General features: G+C 56.5%; 15 protein-coding genes. 7 read left to right on the top strand and 8 right to left on the bottom strand.

Annotated features, from left to right (window positions below; translation table 11 throughout):
- Positions 1 to 282 precede the first annotated feature (282 nt).
- Both AAEZ03_RS21250 and queD read right to left on the bottom strand, forming a co-directional pair.
- The gene (locus tag AAEZ03_RS21250) at positions 283 to 1,593 is read right to left on the bottom strand and encodes an IS4 family transposase (RefSeq protein ID WP_350581355.1); all 1,311 of its coding nucleotides are present in this window, start codon (positions 1,591 to 1,593) and stop codon (positions 283 to 285) included.
- A 117-nt stretch (positions 1,594 to 1,710) separates the two neighbouring features.
- Complete coding sequence (gene queD / locus AAEZ03_RS21255; RefSeq protein ID WP_048386287.1) at positions 1,711 to 2,067, bottom strand: 6-carboxytetrahydropterin synthase QueD; 357 nt, start codon at positions 2,065 to 2,067, stop codon at positions 1,711 to 1,713.
- Positions 2,068 to 2,262: 195 nt separating this feature from the next.
- On the opposite strand from queD, the gene AAEZ03_RS21260 reads away from it, so the two are divergent.
- From AAEZ03_RS21260 to AAEZ03_RS21270, 3 genes are read left to right on the top strand one after another with little or no spacing between them, the layout of a single operon-like run.
- Positions 2,263 to 2,571 carry a PepSY domain-containing protein gene (locus tag AAEZ03_RS21260; RefSeq protein ID WP_082148761.1) on the top strand — a complete coding sequence of 103 codons (309 nt, stop codon included), beginning with the start codon at positions 2,263 to 2,265 and terminating at the stop codon, positions 2,569 to 2,571.
- Entirely contained in the window at positions 2,571 to 3,239 is a 669-nt protein-coding gene (locus AAEZ03_RS21265) for a response regulator transcription factor (RefSeq protein ID WP_350581358.1), read from the top strand. Before AAEZ03_RS21260 ends, AAEZ03_RS21265 begins: the two co-directional genes overlap by 1 nt.
- Positions 3,236 to 4,555 (top strand): ATP-binding protein, encoded by a 1,320-nt coding sequence (locus AAEZ03_RS21270; RefSeq protein WP_278940781.1) that lies wholly within the window; start codon positions 3,236 to 3,238, stop codon positions 4,553 to 4,555. The genes AAEZ03_RS21265 and AAEZ03_RS21270 overlap by 4 nt, the downstream gene beginning before the upstream one ends.
- 45 nt (positions 4,556 to 4,600) lie before the next feature.
- Here the strand turns inward: AAEZ03_RS21270 and AAEZ03_RS21275 are convergent, their stop codons facing one another.
- A complete protein-coding gene (locus tag AAEZ03_RS21275) occupies positions 4,601 to 6,748 on the bottom strand; it encodes a methyl-accepting chemotaxis protein (protein ID WP_350581361.1) in 2,148 nt (715 codons plus the stop codon).
- A 306-nt stretch (positions 6,749 to 7,054) separates the two neighbouring features.
- On the opposite strand from AAEZ03_RS21275, the gene AAEZ03_RS21280 reads away from it, so the two are divergent.
- Positions 7,055 to 8,374, top strand: a complete 1,320-nt coding sequence (locus tag AAEZ03_RS21280; RefSeq protein ID WP_153329285.1) for a Na+/H+ antiporter family protein — start codon at positions 7,055 to 7,057, stop codon at positions 8,372 to 8,374.
- 16 nt (positions 8,375 to 8,390) lie between these two features.
- Here the strand turns inward: AAEZ03_RS21280 and AAEZ03_RS21285 are convergent, their stop codons facing one another.
- From AAEZ03_RS21285 to AAEZ03_RS21305, 5 genes are all read right to left on the bottom strand, one after another.
- Positions 8,391 to 9,251: a pirin family protein gene (locus AAEZ03_RS21285; protein ID WP_278940783.1), complete on the bottom strand. Its 861-nt coding sequence runs from the start codon at positions 9,249 to 9,251 to the stop codon at positions 8,391 to 8,393.
- A 59-nt stretch (positions 9,252 to 9,310) separates the two neighbouring features.
- Positions 9,311 to 9,727, bottom strand: a complete 417-nt coding sequence (locus AAEZ03_RS21290) for an OsmC family protein (RefSeq protein WP_048371605.1) — start codon at positions 9,725 to 9,727, stop codon at positions 9,311 to 9,313.
- Between the two features lie 126 nt (positions 9,728 to 9,853).
- On the bottom strand, positions 9,854 to 11,074 hold the full coding sequence (fabB, locus tag AAEZ03_RS21295) for a beta-ketoacyl-ACP synthase I (RefSeq protein WP_048371603.1): 1,221 nt from the start codon (positions 11,072 to 11,074) through the stop codon (positions 9,854 to 9,856).
- A gap of 11 nt (positions 11,075 to 11,085) precedes the next feature.
- Complete coding sequence (gene fabA, locus AAEZ03_RS21300; RefSeq protein ID WP_032859207.1) at positions 11,086 to 11,601, bottom strand: 3-hydroxyacyl-[acyl-carrier-protein] dehydratase FabA; 516 nt, start codon at positions 11,599 to 11,601, stop codon at positions 11,086 to 11,088.
- A gap of 248 nt (positions 11,602 to 11,849) precedes the next feature.
- Entirely contained in the window at positions 11,850 to 13,748 is a 1,899-nt protein-coding gene (locus AAEZ03_RS21305; protein ID WP_350581365.1) for an ATP-binding protein, read from the bottom strand.
- A 236-nt stretch (positions 13,749 to 13,984) separates the two neighbouring features.
- On the opposite strand from AAEZ03_RS21305, the gene AAEZ03_RS21310 reads away from it, so the two are divergent.
- The 3 genes from AAEZ03_RS21310 to sixA are packed head-to-tail and all read left to right on the top strand — an operon-like array spanning position 13,985 to position 15,828.
- Positions 13,985 to 15,010, top strand: coding sequence for an NAD(P)H-dependent glycerol-3-phosphate dehydrogenase (locus tag AAEZ03_RS21310; RefSeq protein ID WP_048371600.1), 1,026 nt, complete (start codon positions 13,985 to 13,987; stop codon positions 15,008 to 15,010).
- Between the two features lie 18 nt (positions 15,011 to 15,028).
- Entirely contained in the window at positions 15,029 to 15,361 is a 333-nt protein-coding gene (locus tag AAEZ03_RS21315) for a DUF4389 domain-containing protein (protein ID WP_350581367.1), read from the top strand.
- Positions 15,358 to 15,828, top strand: a complete 471-nt coding sequence (sixA, locus tag AAEZ03_RS21320) for a phosphohistidine phosphatase SixA (RefSeq protein ID WP_350581370.1) — start codon at positions 15,358 to 15,360, stop codon at positions 15,826 to 15,828. The genes AAEZ03_RS21315 and sixA overlap by 4 nt, the downstream gene beginning before the upstream one ends.
- Positions 15,829 to 15,898 lie beyond the last annotated feature (70 nt).

The following is a 15,898-nucleotide window of genomic DNA, read 5'->3' on the forward strand; positions in this document are numbered from 1 at the left end:
TCGCCGATGGTAGTGTGGGGTTTCCCCATGTGAGAGTAGGTCATCGTCAAGATTAAATTCCAAAATCCCTGTCTGCTAACGCAGACGGGGATTTTGTTTTTGTGCTCGAAAAAACACTGAACATCGCCCCGCAACAAACAAACGATAAACCCAGCCAAACCCCAACTAGAACTGGACACCCCTCACCTAGGCCCCCACGCGCTTGCAGCTTGCAGCTCAAATTCCAGACATAAAAAAACCACCGCTCAGGTTAATGCCAGTCAGTTAAGCTGACTGGCATTTTTATTTTCGGGTCGGATATTTTGCTCGGCGCTGCTTCACTGCTCGCGGGAACCACCGATCAGGTCGCTGATGGAGCAAAACATACTGCGGCGCTGATGCCTGCAAATCGGCTAGAAACCCTGGCAAGTTGCCGGGATGGTTCAGTGACGTGCCATGCAGCAAGCCCAAAATCGCCCAACTGCAGGCGGTAAAGCTCATTTCACATGGGTACACACCAGGGCACTGCCTGGACATTTGCACCATCTGATAACGCAATAGGTTGTAGCCCAGCAGCACGCCCCACAGCTCTTGCGAAATCATCTCCGGTGTCTTGCTTCGCAGCGTGTACTCTCCTCCCAAAAGTCCTTGTTTGATCTCGTGATAGCCCAGTTCGATTTCCCAACGCTGACTGTAAAGATCGACGATCTCATCGCACGGGAAGCGCAGCGGATCGGTCATGGAGGTCAGCACGCTTACAACCTTTCCCTTGATCGTTTTGCTTAATAATCGCGCTCGAATTTCTAGCGGTAAGCCTGGCCATTGCTTGCGGGCTTGAGGCGATGTCCGCAGCATGACCAAGGCATTATTGCGCCCAATCTTGTGCTCGATCTCGTACTGAGTGCCTTTTTTCAAAGGGATCAGCCAGTGTCGATGCTCACCTTGTGATTGCCAGTGGTGCAGCAAGCCCAGCGAGTAGAACCCTTTGTCGAACAGGGTGAGCGAATGATCGGGAGTCGTGGAGATCAGTTTTTCGGCCAACTTCATTTCGCTACTGTGATAGCTCTCGAACGTGCTGCTTATCAGCAGGTGGCTGGTCAGCTCCATCTGACAGACCATTCGAACTTGAGGAAAACTGCCATCGCCGTGCTGGTTAGTAGCGCCGCCATAGTGCGCACGGTTTTGCGCGGTATCCGGAGCATTCCAGACGACACCATCCACGCCAAGTAGCGTTAGCCCCAGCCATTGAGGGTGTTTGGCCTCTTCGTGCCACCACTGCTGGGTAAGCGTGAAGACTTCGCGGACAGCATCGCTCCCGAGCCGTTGCCGCCCTTGAACAACAGCGCTCGGTGCTACCAGAAGCCGCTTGCCCGGCAGCATGATGTCCATGTGATTCACGACATCCCAAGCAGACATCCGGCGAAACAACGCCATGCCGATGATGCACCACACTAGGCTTTCAAGCGGAAGACGGCGCTTGCGAATGGTCGAGACACCCGCGCTTTCGAAGGCTTGCTTGACGATGTCTGGATCGAGTAAGGCTCCTAGCCCCTCAAGGGCATGTGGCCGCGATGCCATTTCATGGGTAAGGGACAGGGCTTTTGACAGGCGCATAAAAAATCCGATGCTCGTTTACAAGCATCGGATTTTGCGGCCTGCGGGCTAAAGGTCAATGAGTCAGTCTTAACTGACTGGCATTACCGCTCAGGTGGTTTTTTTATGTCCCGGCGTTCAGTCGCCGTAATAAATGCAGCCGCTGGTGCACGTTTCGTGAATTCGAATGGCTGACAGTTCAGGAAGCAGGGGCTTGAGCTGTTGCCAAATCCACTTGGCCAACACTTCGCTGGTTGGATTTTCCAAGCCAGGAATATCGTTCAAGTAGTTATGGTCGAGTTGCTCATACAGCGGCTTGAAAATCGCTTTAATTTCCGAGAAGTCGCGGATCCAGCCGGTTGCAGGATCAATGTCGCCACTCAAATGGATTGCAACCTTGAATGAGTGTCCATGCAAACGACCGCATTTATGGCCTTCAGGGACGTAAGGCAACCGATGCGCGGATTCGAAGGTAAACTCTTTAAAAATTTCCACAGTGTTTATAGCTCTAAAGGGTGGCTATCGCTTGGGCGATGAATGCAGGACGGCAGTTTAACAGTTAACGCATGGCTAACGACAATCACGCTCCGGGCCAGCGGACAGACAGACCTGCATATTCAGTTTCAATTAAGCCAACAACGCTATAGTCCGCATTTTTAACATGCCATGCACCAGAGGTAAGTGATCACCGTGAATCAGTACGTTCGTGGCTGTGTCGCACTGCTGCTTTTTACGTTTTCCTGTTTGGTCTTCTCCCGGGATCTGGATCAGGACGAAGCGCTGCGCTTGCGGGAAAAAGGCGTCATCTTGCCCCTGGAGCAACTGCTTCAAAAGGCATTCCAGTATCACCCCAAGGCCAAGCTGCTCGAGGCAGAACTTGAGGAGGATGATGACATGTATGTTTACGAAGTTGAGTTGCTGACTCAGGACGGTGTCGTCCGTGAACTGAAGCTGAATGCTGCAGATGGCCAGCTACTCAAAGATGAGGTTGATGATTAATGCGGTTGTTGCTGGTAGAAGACCATGTCCCCTTGGCTGACGAATTGATAAGTGGGCTAACGCGCTTGGGGTATGCAGTGGATTGGCTGGCTGACGGCCGTGATGCCCTTTATCAGGGACAAAGTGAGCCGTACGATTTGATTATTCTCGATCTGGGGTTGCCCGGTGTTCCCGGTATCGACGTCCTTAAACAATGGCGCACACAGGGCCTCGCCACGCCGGTGCTGATCCTGACCGCCCGCAGTTCATGGTCTGAGCGGATTGAAGGGCTTAAGGCCGGGGCCGATGATTACGTGACCAAACCCTTCCATCCCGAAGAGCTGCAACTGCGTGTACAAGCGCTGCTGCGCCGCTCTCATGGTCAGTCGAACCAGCCGCTGCTCAAATCCGCAGGGTTGCACCTGGACGAGTCTCGCCAATCTGTTACCCGTGGTGAGAGTGAAGTACAACTGACCGCTGCCGAGTTTCGCCTGTTGCGCTACTTCATGCTCCACCCCCAACAGATCCTCTCCAAAAGCCATTTGGCTGAGCATCTCTATGACGGTGAAACAGAACGCGACTCCAATGTGCTTGAGGTTCATGTGAACCATTTGCGGCGCAAGCTCGGCCGCTCCGTCATAGAAACCCGTCGCGGGCAGGGCTATATATTCGGGTCTGGTGATCAGTGAAATCCATTCAGCGGCGCTTGAGCATTGGCCTGATCAGTGTCTTATTGCTATCGGGCCTGGTGGTGAGCCAGGTCAGCCTCTGGCTATTTGAAAATGGCCTTCAGCGATATTTAGAGTCTGGCCTGCAGATTGACAGTGAAAACCTGTTAGTCGCGCTAAGCCGTGGTCCTCAAGGGTTGCAACTGGACGAACGACGCCTTTCGCCTGCTTATCAGCGTCCGTTTTCAGGGCATTATTTCAGCATCGAATTTGGCGATACACATTGGCGCTCGCGCTCACTGTGGGACGCACAATTACCCCGACCCAAACAGCCCGGCCTGGACAGCACGCTTCAACCCGGCCCGGAGGGGCAGATGTTGCTGCTCCTGCGCAGCGATTACCTGCGCTTTGGCCAGCCTGTTTCCATCACAGTGGCTCAGGACTACACACCAATACGAGAAAGCTTCAAGCAAGTGCAGAGAATTGGTCTGGGCATTGGCATCGTTGCGCTCATGATCATCCTGCTGATGCAGCGCCTCACAGTTCGTCGGGCACTCCGGCCACTGGAGACCGCGCGCAAACAAATCGTGCAATTGCAATCAGGTCAACGCTCACAGCTGGACACTCAGGTTCCCCTTGAACTTGAGCCTTTGGTCACACAGATAAACCACCTGTTGAGCCACACTGAAGGCACCTTAAAGCGCTCTCGAAATGCCCTGGGCAACTTGGGGCATGCCTTAAAAACACCTCTGGCGGTCTTATACAGCTTGGTCAATGACCCGCAATTTGAGCACTACCCTCAGTTGCAACAAAGCCTGCGCGAGCAACTGGAGCATATTCAACAGCGGATGAGTCGCGAGCTCAATCGCGCCCGGCTGGCCGGTGATGCCCTGCCGGGTGCTCAGTTTGACGGAGATGCAGAGCTGCCTGCCTTAATGTCCACGCTGGGCATGATTCATGGCGATCACCTGCACCTAGCGTTAAATGCCTCACCCGGGCTGCAGATGCCTTGGGACCGTGAAGACATGCTCGAATTGCTCGGCAACCTATTGGATAACGCCTGTAAATGGGCTGACTCCCAGGTTCAACTGAGTGTTCAGCAAAACCCGAATGGATTTGTCATAGAGGTCCAGGACGATGGTCCCGGTATTCCTGAGTCCGAGCGTGATCAGGTCTTCAGCCGTGGCGCTCGTTTGGACGAACACGTCAGCGGACATGGCCTGGGCTTGGGCATCGTGCGCGATATTGTGGAGGCATGGGGAGGGGAGATGAGGCTTGAAACCGGCCCGCTGGGCGGCTTGTCAGTGATTATCAAACTGCACAAGCGTAAACGTTAAGAGACGCCAGTGGCTCAAGCCAACCGGCGCCCCCTGGATGTCACATCACACGCGGAACTGATCCATCAAGTTTTGTTGCTGATTCGCCAGCGAGTTCAGCGACTGGCTTACCCGTGCCGACTCATTAGCCTGCCCGGACAACGACTCGGTGACATCGCGAATCGTGGCCACGTTGTGGTTAATCTCTTCGGCCACGGCACTTTGTTCTTCAGCGGCACTGGCAATCTGCAAGTTCATGTCAGTAATGACTGTCACCGCCTCGCCGATTTGCTGCAGCGCAGTGACCGCTTGTCCTACTTGCTCAACACTGCCCTGAGCTTGGCGATGACTGTTGCCCATGGACGACACGACATCTTGGGTGCCCACTTGAAGTTGCTCGATCACTTGGCGGGTTTCTTCGACCGACTCCTGAGTCCGTCGCGCCAGGTTACGCACTTCGTCTGCCACCACGGCAAATCCACGGCCTGCTTCACCGGCACGTGCTGCCTCAATCGCCGCATTCAGGGCGAGCAAGTTGGTTTGCTCGGCAATGGCGCGGATCACTTCCAGTACAGAACCAATTTTCTCGCTATTGGCCGCCAACCCTTCCACTTGCACCATTGCCTCGCTCATGTCTGCGGCCAAGTGGTCGATGCTGTTGGTTGTGCGATCGATAATGGTCAAGCCCTCTCGCGTCGCCTGATCGGCATCACGTGCGGCTTGCGCGGCCTGTGCAGCACTGCGGGCGACGTCCTGCGCCGTGGCGCTCATTTCATGAGATGCCGTGGCCACCTGATCCACCTGGCGGTATTGCTGCTCCATGCCTGCGCTGGTCTGGGTCGCAATCGCCGCCGACTGGTCAGCGGTGCTGCGAGCGTCCTGCACGGAGCGTTTAACCTCGGCAATGATCGGTTGCAGTTTGTCGAGGAAGCGGTTGAACCAGCCCGCCAATTGGCCCAGCTCATCTTTTTTGTCGTACTCCAGACGGCGCGTCAGGTCGCCTTCGCCACTGGCAATGTCCTCCAGCATGCGCGCAACACCCAGTATCGGGCGAGTCACGCTGCGCGCCATCAACCATACCAACAGCAAACCGATGATCGCCGCCAGCGAACCCAGCCCCAACTCAATCAGAGTGCCGGTGGTATCGCGCGCCTCCAGGTCGGCCTGAAGCACCTGTGCCGGCCCCACCAGAACCTTTTCAGGCACATCGAGCAATACGCCCCAGGGTTTGCTGCCAGGAATCGGCAAAAACGGCGTCAGCACTTTCAAGCGTTGATGGCTGCGGATGCTCTCGGTCTGATCCGCGCTGTTCATCAACTCTGTCAGCTTGGCACCGTCATCGGGGTCGACCTGATTCAGGCGCAGGCTGAGCTTGCTGGCATCCGCGCTGAAACCGGACAGCAAGCCTGCCGAGGTGATGATGCCGACGTTGGTTTGCCCGTCGTACAGTTTTTTGCTGGCCTGCACACTCATGGCCTGCAGGCTGTTGAGGTTGATATCAACGGAGAGCGAAGCGATCACCTTGCCATCGACCATCAGCGGGAAAACGATGCTGGTCATCAGCACCCGTTGCCCGTCAATGTCATAAAAGTAAGGTTCGATAATGCACGGTTTTAGCGTCGCACGCGGGCAGGTAAACCATGAGTTATTGGCCTGACCGCTCGGTCCGATACTGGTGTCGGACATATCGGTTTCAGGCAGCGCCATTGAAGTCAGCTTGCCGGGTGTCGGCTGTGACCAATAAAGGGCAAAGCGACCCTTGTCGTTGCTGCCCAGTACGGGTTGATGCTCAAACAACTTGTCTTTGCCATCCAGTGCGTTGGCTTCAAACACCAGCGACAGGCCGAGCAAGTCAGGGTTGGCCTGCAATGCCGCTTTTACTTGGTGAGTCAGGTCCTCACGCAGGTCGAAGGCATCCAGAAAGCGCTTTTCAGATTGCTCACGCAAAAACAGGACTTGGCGGGCAAAGCCGTTTCCATATTGGTAGGCGTCCATGAATTGGCGGCTAATGGCTTGGGCCTGCGCCTCACCCTGAGCTTCAATACGCGCCTGGGCAGAGTCATTGAGCATTTTTGCGCTTGAGGCTTCTACCAGGTTGGAGGTGTACTCCATGCGGTAGAGAGAAAGCCCTACCAGCAGGGCAACAATACCCACAAGGCAAAGCCCGGCGAGCAGGGTGATTTTCCACTGTATGGAAAGCTGTCTGAGCGACATGGAGACATCCTAAAAAGAGGCTTTTACCCTTAGCGGCCATTTGACACATTTCTTTACGACAAAAAGCGAAATTTCATGTTAAAAAAATTGCGCTAAAGCCCTGTAAATACTAGGGATAAATTGCTTTTTCAGTGGTCTGGCGATCGCTTCTGGCCTGCGCTTTGACAAGGCGGCGATGCTCCTGCAAAGTGTGCGCCCTCAAATAAGCCCTCCCTTCCAAATCCGGCGACTGGAACAGCAGTCTATTGCCCGGAGTTTTCCGCTTTACGGTGTTTTTATCGTGGTGCGTACTATGAGGTTGTAACTATGAATGCAGTAATTGCCGCGGTCGGCATCATGTTGGTGCTCAGTCTGTCCCGTGTGCATGTGGTCATCGCACTGATTGTGGGTGCGGTGGTTGGCGGGTTGGTGGGCGGCCTGAGCATCGAGGCCACGCTCGAGGCGTTCAACAGCGGCTTGGGCGGCGGAGCCACTGTGGCACTGTCTTACGCTTTGCTGGGCGCTTTCGCAGTGGCCATCGCCAAGTCCGGGCTGGCTCATGCCCTGGCCGACAGAGCTTTGGCGATGGTCAATAAGCAGCAGGCAGTCGGTGGCAATCGGGTCAAATGGCTGTTGATCGGCCTATTGCTTGTGGTTGCGATTTGCTCGCAAAACATCTTGCCGATTCATATCGCCTTTATTCCGCTGCTGGTTCCGCCTCTTCTGTATGTGCTGACCAAACTGAAGATTGACCGCCGTCTGGTCGCCTGTGTCATGACCTTTGGCTTGATCACGCCTTACATGTTCCTGCCGGTTGGTTTTGGCAATATTTTCCTCAACCAGATTCTGCTCGCCAACGTTAGCAAAAGTGGCGTTGATATCAGTCAGGTCAATGTCACCCACGCCATGGCTATCCCTGCGCTGGGCATGCTGGTTGGCCTGCTGGTGGCGGTGTTCATCAGCTACCGCAAAAAGCGTGAATATGACCTGGCCAAGATCGAGCAGGTTGAACAGACCGCGATCAACTACAACCCGTTGACCCTGCTGGTGGCCGGAGTCGCGATTGCGTCCGCGTTCATCATTCAGCTGTGGCTGGGCTCCATGATTATCGGCGCCCTGGTCGGGTTTCTGATTTTCTCGGTGTCCGGGATTGTGCGTTGGCGCGAGACCGACGATCTGTTCACCGAAGGCATGAAAATGATGGCCATGATCGGTTTCATCATGATCGCCGCCTCAGGCTTTGCAGAAGTCATGAAAGCCACGGGCGAAGTGAAGTCACTCGTTGAAGCCTCGGCGGGCTGGATCAATCACAGCCAGGGCGTAGGCGCGTTGCTCATGCTGCTGGTCGGGTTGCTGGTGACCATGGGGATTGGTTCTTCATTTTCGACGGTGCCGATTCTGGCGGCGATCTTCGTACCGCTTTGTGTGCAGTTGGGTTTCAGCCCGATGGCGATTGTGTGCATCGTCGGTACCGCAGGCGCGTTGGGGGATGCCGGCTCGCCAGCGTCGGACTCGACCTTGGGCCCGACCTCCGGTTTGAACATCGACGGTCAGCATCACCACATCTGGGACACCGTGGTGCCGACCTTTGTGCACTACAACCTGCCGCTACTGGCCTTCGGCTGGGCCGCCGCGATGATCCTCTAACGGCGCTCTCAGGCCTTCAGGGCAACTCAATCCGGCCGTTCTCGAAGGGGACGGTCGGCCAATCGCCTGCTGCCCAGCGGGCTCTTGCCCGCTCAATCAACTCGCGGTCGCTGGCAACGAAATTCCAGTTCATGCGCCTCGGCCCATCGAGTGGCGCGCCACCAATCAGCACCGCGTGGCAATCGCTGTCTGCGCTCAGGGTCAGCGCTTCACCGGCCGGCAGCAGCACCAGGCTGTGCGGCTTCAGCGTTTGGCCTTCCAGCTGCATGTCGCCTTGCAACACATACAACGCTCGCTCCTGATGTTCATCAGGGATCAACAGGGTGGTGGCTGTTTGCATATGGATTTCGGCATACACCGTCGGCGAAAGCACCGGTACCGGCGACGCCAGGCAAAAACCTGTCCCGGCAATCATTCGCACGCGGACCCCTAGGCTATCGCTCACGGGCAAGCTGTCGGCCGGGTGATGGCTATACGAGCCTGCGCCTTGCTCGTGTTCTTTAGGCGACGCCAGCCACACTTGCAGGCCGTGCAAGGTCGAGCCCTGCTCGCGTAGCGGGGCGGGGGTACGCTCAATATGGGCAATGGCGGCGCCTGCGGTCATCCAGCTGACTTCACCAGGCCCGACCAACTGGTCTGAGCCCAGACTGTCTTTGTGCTGTAATTGGCCTTCAAACAGGTAGGTGAGGGTAGAAAGGCCAATGTGCGGATGCTGTTGGATATTCATCCCGTGACCGGGTGGGTAATCGGTCACCAGCATGTGATCGAAAAATACAAACGGCCCGACACTGCGGCATTTGGCTGAAGGCAACGGGCGCAAGATCGGCTGGCCCTCAACGTCTTCGGCGCGCGGTTGAATCACGGTGAGTGTCGGCATGGGCCTGTCCAGGCAATAAAGGGAGCGTTGAGCATAACCCAACGCTCGCGAGGCCCGCATTACTGGCTGAAAGCGCCTTCTGACAAGTGCGTTTCGATGGTGACGTCAGCGGTGGTCATCAGCTTGTGCACCGGGCACTTGTCGGCGACCTTATGCAGCTCTTCGCGCTGTTGGTCGGTCAGTACGCCCTTGAGGGTCAGTTTCACGTGCAGCGCGTATTTGCCTTGTTGCTCTTCGCTGGCATCGTGCTTGACCTCTACAGTCACCCCGGTAAGCGGAATGTCTTTCTTTTGCGCATAGAGCTTGAGCGTCAATGCTTTACAGGCGCCCAGCGCGGCGTCGAAATAATCGTGCGGAGACGGTGCTGAACCCTCGCCACCGATCGCTTTGGGAACATCAGTAAACACTTCGTAATCGTCGATTTTAATGCTGTGACGAAAACCTTCGTGGGACACAGTGTTGACGGTAACGGTCATGGCAAACCTCAGAGTGGAGTGATAAAGGTCCTGATCTTTATAGAGCACTGCACCGGGTTGTACGTTCCATCGGGCAAAAAAAATGCCCCGACCAGGTCGGGGCATTTTCAGTGAGCGGGGGAGGGCTTACTTGCCTTCCCAGCGCTTCAGTACCAGGGTGGCGTTAGTGCCGCCGAAGCCGAAGCTGTTGCTCATCACGGTGTTGATCGTTGCATCTTCACGGGTTTTGGTCAGCACTGGCATGTCGGCAACTGCCGGGTCCAGCTCATCAATGTTGGCGGAGCCCGCAATGAAGTTGCCTTCCATCATCAGCATGCAGTAGATCGCTTCGTGAACGCCTGCGGCGCCCAAGGAGTGACCCGACAGGCTCTTGGTCGAGCTGATCGGCGGTGCCTTGTCTGCGAAAACTTCGCGAATGCCTTTCATCTCTGCCACGTCGCCAACCGGAGTCGATGTGCCGTGGGTGTTGATGTAGTCGATCGGTGCATCGACCGTCGACATTGCCATCTGCATGCAGCGGATAGCGCCTTCGCCGCTCGGAGCAACCATGTCATAGCCGTCAGACGTTGCGCCGTAGCCAACGATTTCAGCGTAGATCTTGGCGCCACGGGCCAGAGCGTGTTCCAACTCTTCGACCACGACCATACCGCCACCGCCAGCGATGACGAAACCGTCACGGTCGGCGTCGTAGGCACGGGAAGCTTGTTCTGGGGTGTCATTGCGCTTGCTGGACAGCGCGCCCATTGCGTCGAACAGGAACGACTGGCTCCAGTGCTCCTCTTCACCGCCACCGGCGAAAACGATGTCCTGCTTGCCCATCTGGATCTGTTCCATGGCGTGACCGATGCAGTGAGCACTGGTGGCGCAGGCAGAAGCGATGGAGTAGTTCAGGCCCTTGATCTTGAACGGTGTCGCCAGGCAAGCGGACACGGTGCTGCTCATGGTCCGCGTTACACGGTATGGGCCGACACGTTTAACGCCTTTTTCGCGCAGGATGTCCAGCGCTTCCATCTGGTTCAGGGTCGATGCACCACCGGAACCGGCGATCAGGCCAGTACGCGGGTTGGAGACTTGCTCCTCGGTCAGGCCCGAATCAGTGATGGCGTCTTTCATGGCCAGGTAGGCGTAAGCCGCTGCATGGCCAACAAAGCGATAAATCTTGCGATCGATCAGCTCTTCGAGGTTCAGGTCGATGGAGCCGGAAACCTGGCTACGCAGACCCATTTCGGCGTATTCCGGGTTAAAGCGGATGCCAGGGCGACTAGCACGCAGGTTAGCGGAGACGGTCTCTTTGTCATTGCCCAGGCACGAAACAATGCCCAGACCAGTGATAACGACGCGGCGCATGCGGATAACCCTTAAAAGTTGTCAGTTGAAGTGAACACGCCGACCCGAAGGCCTTCAGCGGTATAAATCTCGCGACCGTCGACAGTTACCGAACCATCGGCAATGGCCAGGTTCAGCTTGCCCTTGAGGACGCGTTTAATGTGAATGTTGTAGGTGACTTTCTTGGCGGTCGGCAAAACCTGGCCAAAGAACTTCACTTCGCCCGAACCCAGGGCACGACCGCGGCCCGGCAAACCCTGCCAGCCCAGGTAAAAGCCAACCAACTGCCACATGGCGTCGAGGCCCAGGCAGCCCGGCATCACCGGATCGCCTTCAAAGTGGCAGGCAAAAAACCACAGGTCTGGAGTGATATCCAGCTCGGCGACCAATTCACCTTTGCCGTACTTGCCGCCTTCTTCACTGATATGGGTAATGCGATCCACCATCAGCATGTTAGGGGCGGGCAGTTGCGCGTTACCTGGGCCGAACAGTTCGCCGCGGCTACAGCGCAGCAGATCTTCCCGAGTAAAGGCGTTTTGTTTGGTCATGCGAGCTCCTCAATAATCCCATGCGGCAGGGTGGGGCAAATCTTCCCGACCAACCGAAACATGTTGTCTCAGTTCGCCAGCCTACACATAGACTATTGCGTTGTAGTGAAAGTCACAGCGCAAAGGACAGGAATGTACACTTGTGCACTGAAAATTTAAATCGGGCCGGTTCAGGGGCCCATTCGGGTGCCTAAGACTGCCGCACTTTTGCATTTTACGCCAGTCGCAGGTGGCTCTTTAGCCACAAGTTACTGGACCCAGCACTGCAGAATTTGTTCCAGATCGGTTCGTTTGAACGGCTTTGCAAGGTAATCGTTCATACCGGCTTGCAGGCAGTTTTCCCTGTCTCCCTGTAAGGCATTGGCGGTCAACGCGATAATGGGCACCGTCCTGCAGCCTGCCAATTGGCGAATTTGCCGGGTGGCCTCATAGCCATCAATGATGGGTAGACGGCAGTCCATCAAGATCGCCACATAGTCCTCGGTATTGGCCTGGTGAATGGCTTGCGCGCCATCACTGACCACGCACACTTCGTAGCCAAGGCTTCGCAGGGTGGCTTCGATGACCGTCTGATTGACCGGATTATCCTCCACCAACAGCACTTTGCCGCCGTGGCCCATGGGCGGTTGTGCAGCCAGCGCCGGCGGTTGGCTCAGGGTCACGGGCTGGTGCAGCTCCAGCGGAATCTCCAGGGTGAACACCGACCCCTGACCCTCCTCACTTTTGGCGCGCAACGTACCGCCCATGCGCTCGGCCAGCGTGCGGGCGATCGGCAAGCCCAGGCCGGTGCCGCCATAACGCCGGGATATCGAACTGTCCGCTTGCTGGAAAGCGTCAAACATCGACTCAAGTTTTTCGTTGCTGATCCCGATTCCGCTGTCGCGCACCGTGCAGACGAACCAAATCAGTTGGTGATCCAGCGGCTGCCATTTTGCTTCAATGCTGACGCTGCCGCGCTCGGTAAATTTCAAGGCATTGCCAATCAGGTTCACCAGAATTTGCCGTATCCGGGTCGGGTCGCCCAGGACGTGCAAGGCCGACAAGCCTTCAGGCAATGCCAGTTGCAGCAGCAAACCCCGCTGGCCTGCACTGAACTGGAACGTTTGTGCGCAGTTATCGATCAAATCCAGCAAGTTGAACGCAATGTGTTCAAGTTCCAGTGTCGAGCGTTCAATCCTCGAGAAGTCGAGAATGTCATTGATCACCTTCAACAAGTGCTCAGTAGACGCCGAGGCAAGGTCTGCGTATTCCTTTTGCTCTTCAGTCATCTCGGTGGTTTCGAGCAGTTGCAGCATCCCCAGCACGCCATTCATGGGCGTGCGCAACTCATGGCTCATCATCGCCAAAAATTCAGTTTTAGCGCGGTTGGCGCTCTCGGCCTCTTCGCGCGCCTGAGTCAGTTGCGTTATAGCCGTCTGCTGCTCACGGCTGGCCTGTTCAAGGCCCGAGGCCAGATTATTGATGTGTTGGGCCAGGCTGCCCAGTTCGCCATCGTCAACCACCGGCAGGGGAGCCTTGTAATCACCGTGCTGAATGGCCTTGACGGTTTTGCTCATGTCGCTGATGGGTTTGGACAGGTTCGCCGCCAGGCGCCGTGCCAAGAGAAAGGTAAAGCCCAGGGCAAAGAGCGCAAGAATCACCGCTTTGAGCAGGATCTCTTGCTGGCGTTTGCTGAATGCATCATTGGACATGCCCACCAGCACGCGGCCCAGATAGTCCTCTTCCGGCGCAGAGGCTTGCAGGTTGTTGCGTAAAAACACATCGCCTGAGTGGCCTCTCTGCCAGCGCACCGGTGCCTGAAAAACCTCAAATTTGGCCCCTTGCGATGCGGAGAACGCCGCTTTCTCAGCGCGAGCCAGCGTCTTGCCGGTACTGTCCTGGATTTGCACAAACTCAACGTGGGGGGTGTTAAGTGAGGCGGTAATCAGGCTTTGCAGGATCACCGCATTACCGGTAATGACCCCGTATTCACTGGCCGGGGCCAATTGATTGGCAATCAACTGGCCGGTGTAGTTCAGCTCCTGGCGCAAGTCCTGGATCCGTACACAGGTGAAAAAACTGATCAGCAGCAGGGTGATCAATAAAGCTGGGCCCAGACTCATCATCTGCGTGCGGGTGTGAATATCCCAGCGACTACGTGTCGTCATGAATGATGAATCCCTTCAGTGGTGCATCTCAGCTACCTTCAGAACGGCATGGTAACTGAGCTGTCACACTTTGACAGTCAGGGCCGCCTATTTATCGGGCTTTAAGTGTTCAGCGCGGCGGGCAAGTTGTGCTTTAAAGCAACGGTGCCAGAGCGATGCGCTATGGGGCTGGTCGCAGGGCTGGCGGCCCGTATAATGCGAGCATTGCCACTGCTAGATGGAAGACGGGATTGCATATGACTGAACAGCACGCTATTGCGGTCTTGGGAGGCGGTAGTTTTGGCACCGCCGTGGCCAACTTGCTGGCAGAAAACGGTCATCGTGTGCACCAGTGGATGCGCGACCCCGAGCAAGCCGAGGCGATGCGCCTCAATCGAGAAAACCCGCGCTACCTCAAAGGCATCAAAATTCACCCGGGTGTCGAGCCGGTCACCGACCTGCAAGCCACGCTGCAGAGCTGCCAATTGTGCTTTGTGGCGCTGCCATCCAGCGCGTTGCGCAGCGTGCTGGCGCCCCATGCCGAGCGTTTGAGCGGCAAAATGCTGGTCAGCCTGACCAAGGGCATCGAAGCCCATAGCTTTAAACTGATGAGCGAAATCCTCGAAGAGATCGCCCCTCAAGCCCGCATCGGCGTGTTGTCTGGTCCTAACCTGGCCCGCGAAGTGGCTGAACATGCATTGACCGCCACCGTGGTGGCCAGCGCTGATGAAGCACTCTGTACCCAGGTGCAGAGCGCCTTGCACGGGCGTACGTTCCGCGTGTATGCCAGCGCCGACCGCTTTGGTGTAGAGCTGGGCGGGGCATTGAAAAACGTCTACGCCATCATCGCCGGCATGGCGGTGGCGCTGGGCATGGGGGAAAACACCAAAAGCATGTTGATTACCCGTGCTCTGGCAGAAATGACTCGTTTTGCTGTCAGCCAAGGTGCTAATCCGATGACTTTTCTCGGCTTGGCGGGTGTAGGCGATTTGATCGTGACTTGTTCATCGCCCAAGAGCCGCAACTATCAGGTCGGGTATGCGTTGGGGCAAGGGCTGAGCCTGGAAGACGCGGTTGCCCGTTTGGGCGAAGTGGCCGAGGGTGTGAATACCCTCAAGGTGCTTAAGGCCAAAGCACAGGAACTGAACGTTTACATGCCGTTGGTGGCCGGGCTGCATGCCATCCTGTTTGAAGGCCGTACGCTCAACCAGGTGATCGAGCTGTTGATGCGCGCAGAACCCAAGACCGATGTCGACTTTATCTCCACCAGTGGATTCAACTGATCAGCACAGGAGCAGCACATGAGTGACAGCAATAACGCCCCCAAGTACGAATCCATCGTGATACGCGTGCTGTGGATGCTGGTTTTTCTATTGGTCTGGCAAGTCGCGCAACTGGTGCTCGGCGGCCTGGTGCTGGTGCAATTGATTTATCGCCTGGTGTACGGCACACCCAATGGCTGCCTGATGAACTTTGGTGACAGCCTGAGCCTGTATCTTGCCCAGATCGGGCGCTTTGGCAGCTTTCACACCGAGCAAAAGCCTTGGCCTTTTGCTGACTGGCCAGCACCGCGTGCGCCAGAAGGTGAAGCCCCTTACGTCGCCCCGTCGAACGGCACCGAGACCAAGCCATGAAACTGTGGATTTTGCGTCACGGCGAAGCTCAGCCCCACGCCCGGCGTGATGCCGAGCGCGAACTCACCGCCCATGGTCGTGATCAAGTGCTCTACAGCGCCGCACACTTGATCGGCAAACCCTTGGATCGCATTTTGGTCAGCCCCTACGTACGGGCTCAGCAAACCGCTGAGTTGGTGCGCGAGGCCCTGGGGTTTACCGGTGAGTTCATCACCGTGCCGTGGCTGACCCCAGAAAGCGAGCCCAAGTTCGCCGCCAGCCAGTTGCCAGACAGTGGCAATGTATTGTTGGTCAGCCATCAGCCTTTCGTGGGTGAGCTGATCAGCCTCTTGCAGCACGGTCATGTGCGTCAGCCGCAGCCGATGCACACCGCCAGCCTGGCGGAGCTCGAAGGGGAGTGGCCGCTGGCCGGCAGCATGACCTTGCTGAGTGTGCATAACCCCCCGGTAGGCAAACCCCCGTTGTAGCAACAGTTGCAGAATCAGGTCCGTGTGAAAGATAGTTGGGCTCAGGTTGTCGAAAAATCCTACGACAAAA

Origin of the sequence: Pseudomonas sp. HY2-MNA-CIBAN-0224 (assembly GCF_040310285.1) — a bacterium.
Classification (GTDB): Bacteria; Pseudomonadota; Gammaproteobacteria; order Pseudomonadales; family Pseudomonadaceae; genus Aquipseudomonas; species Aquipseudomonas helleri.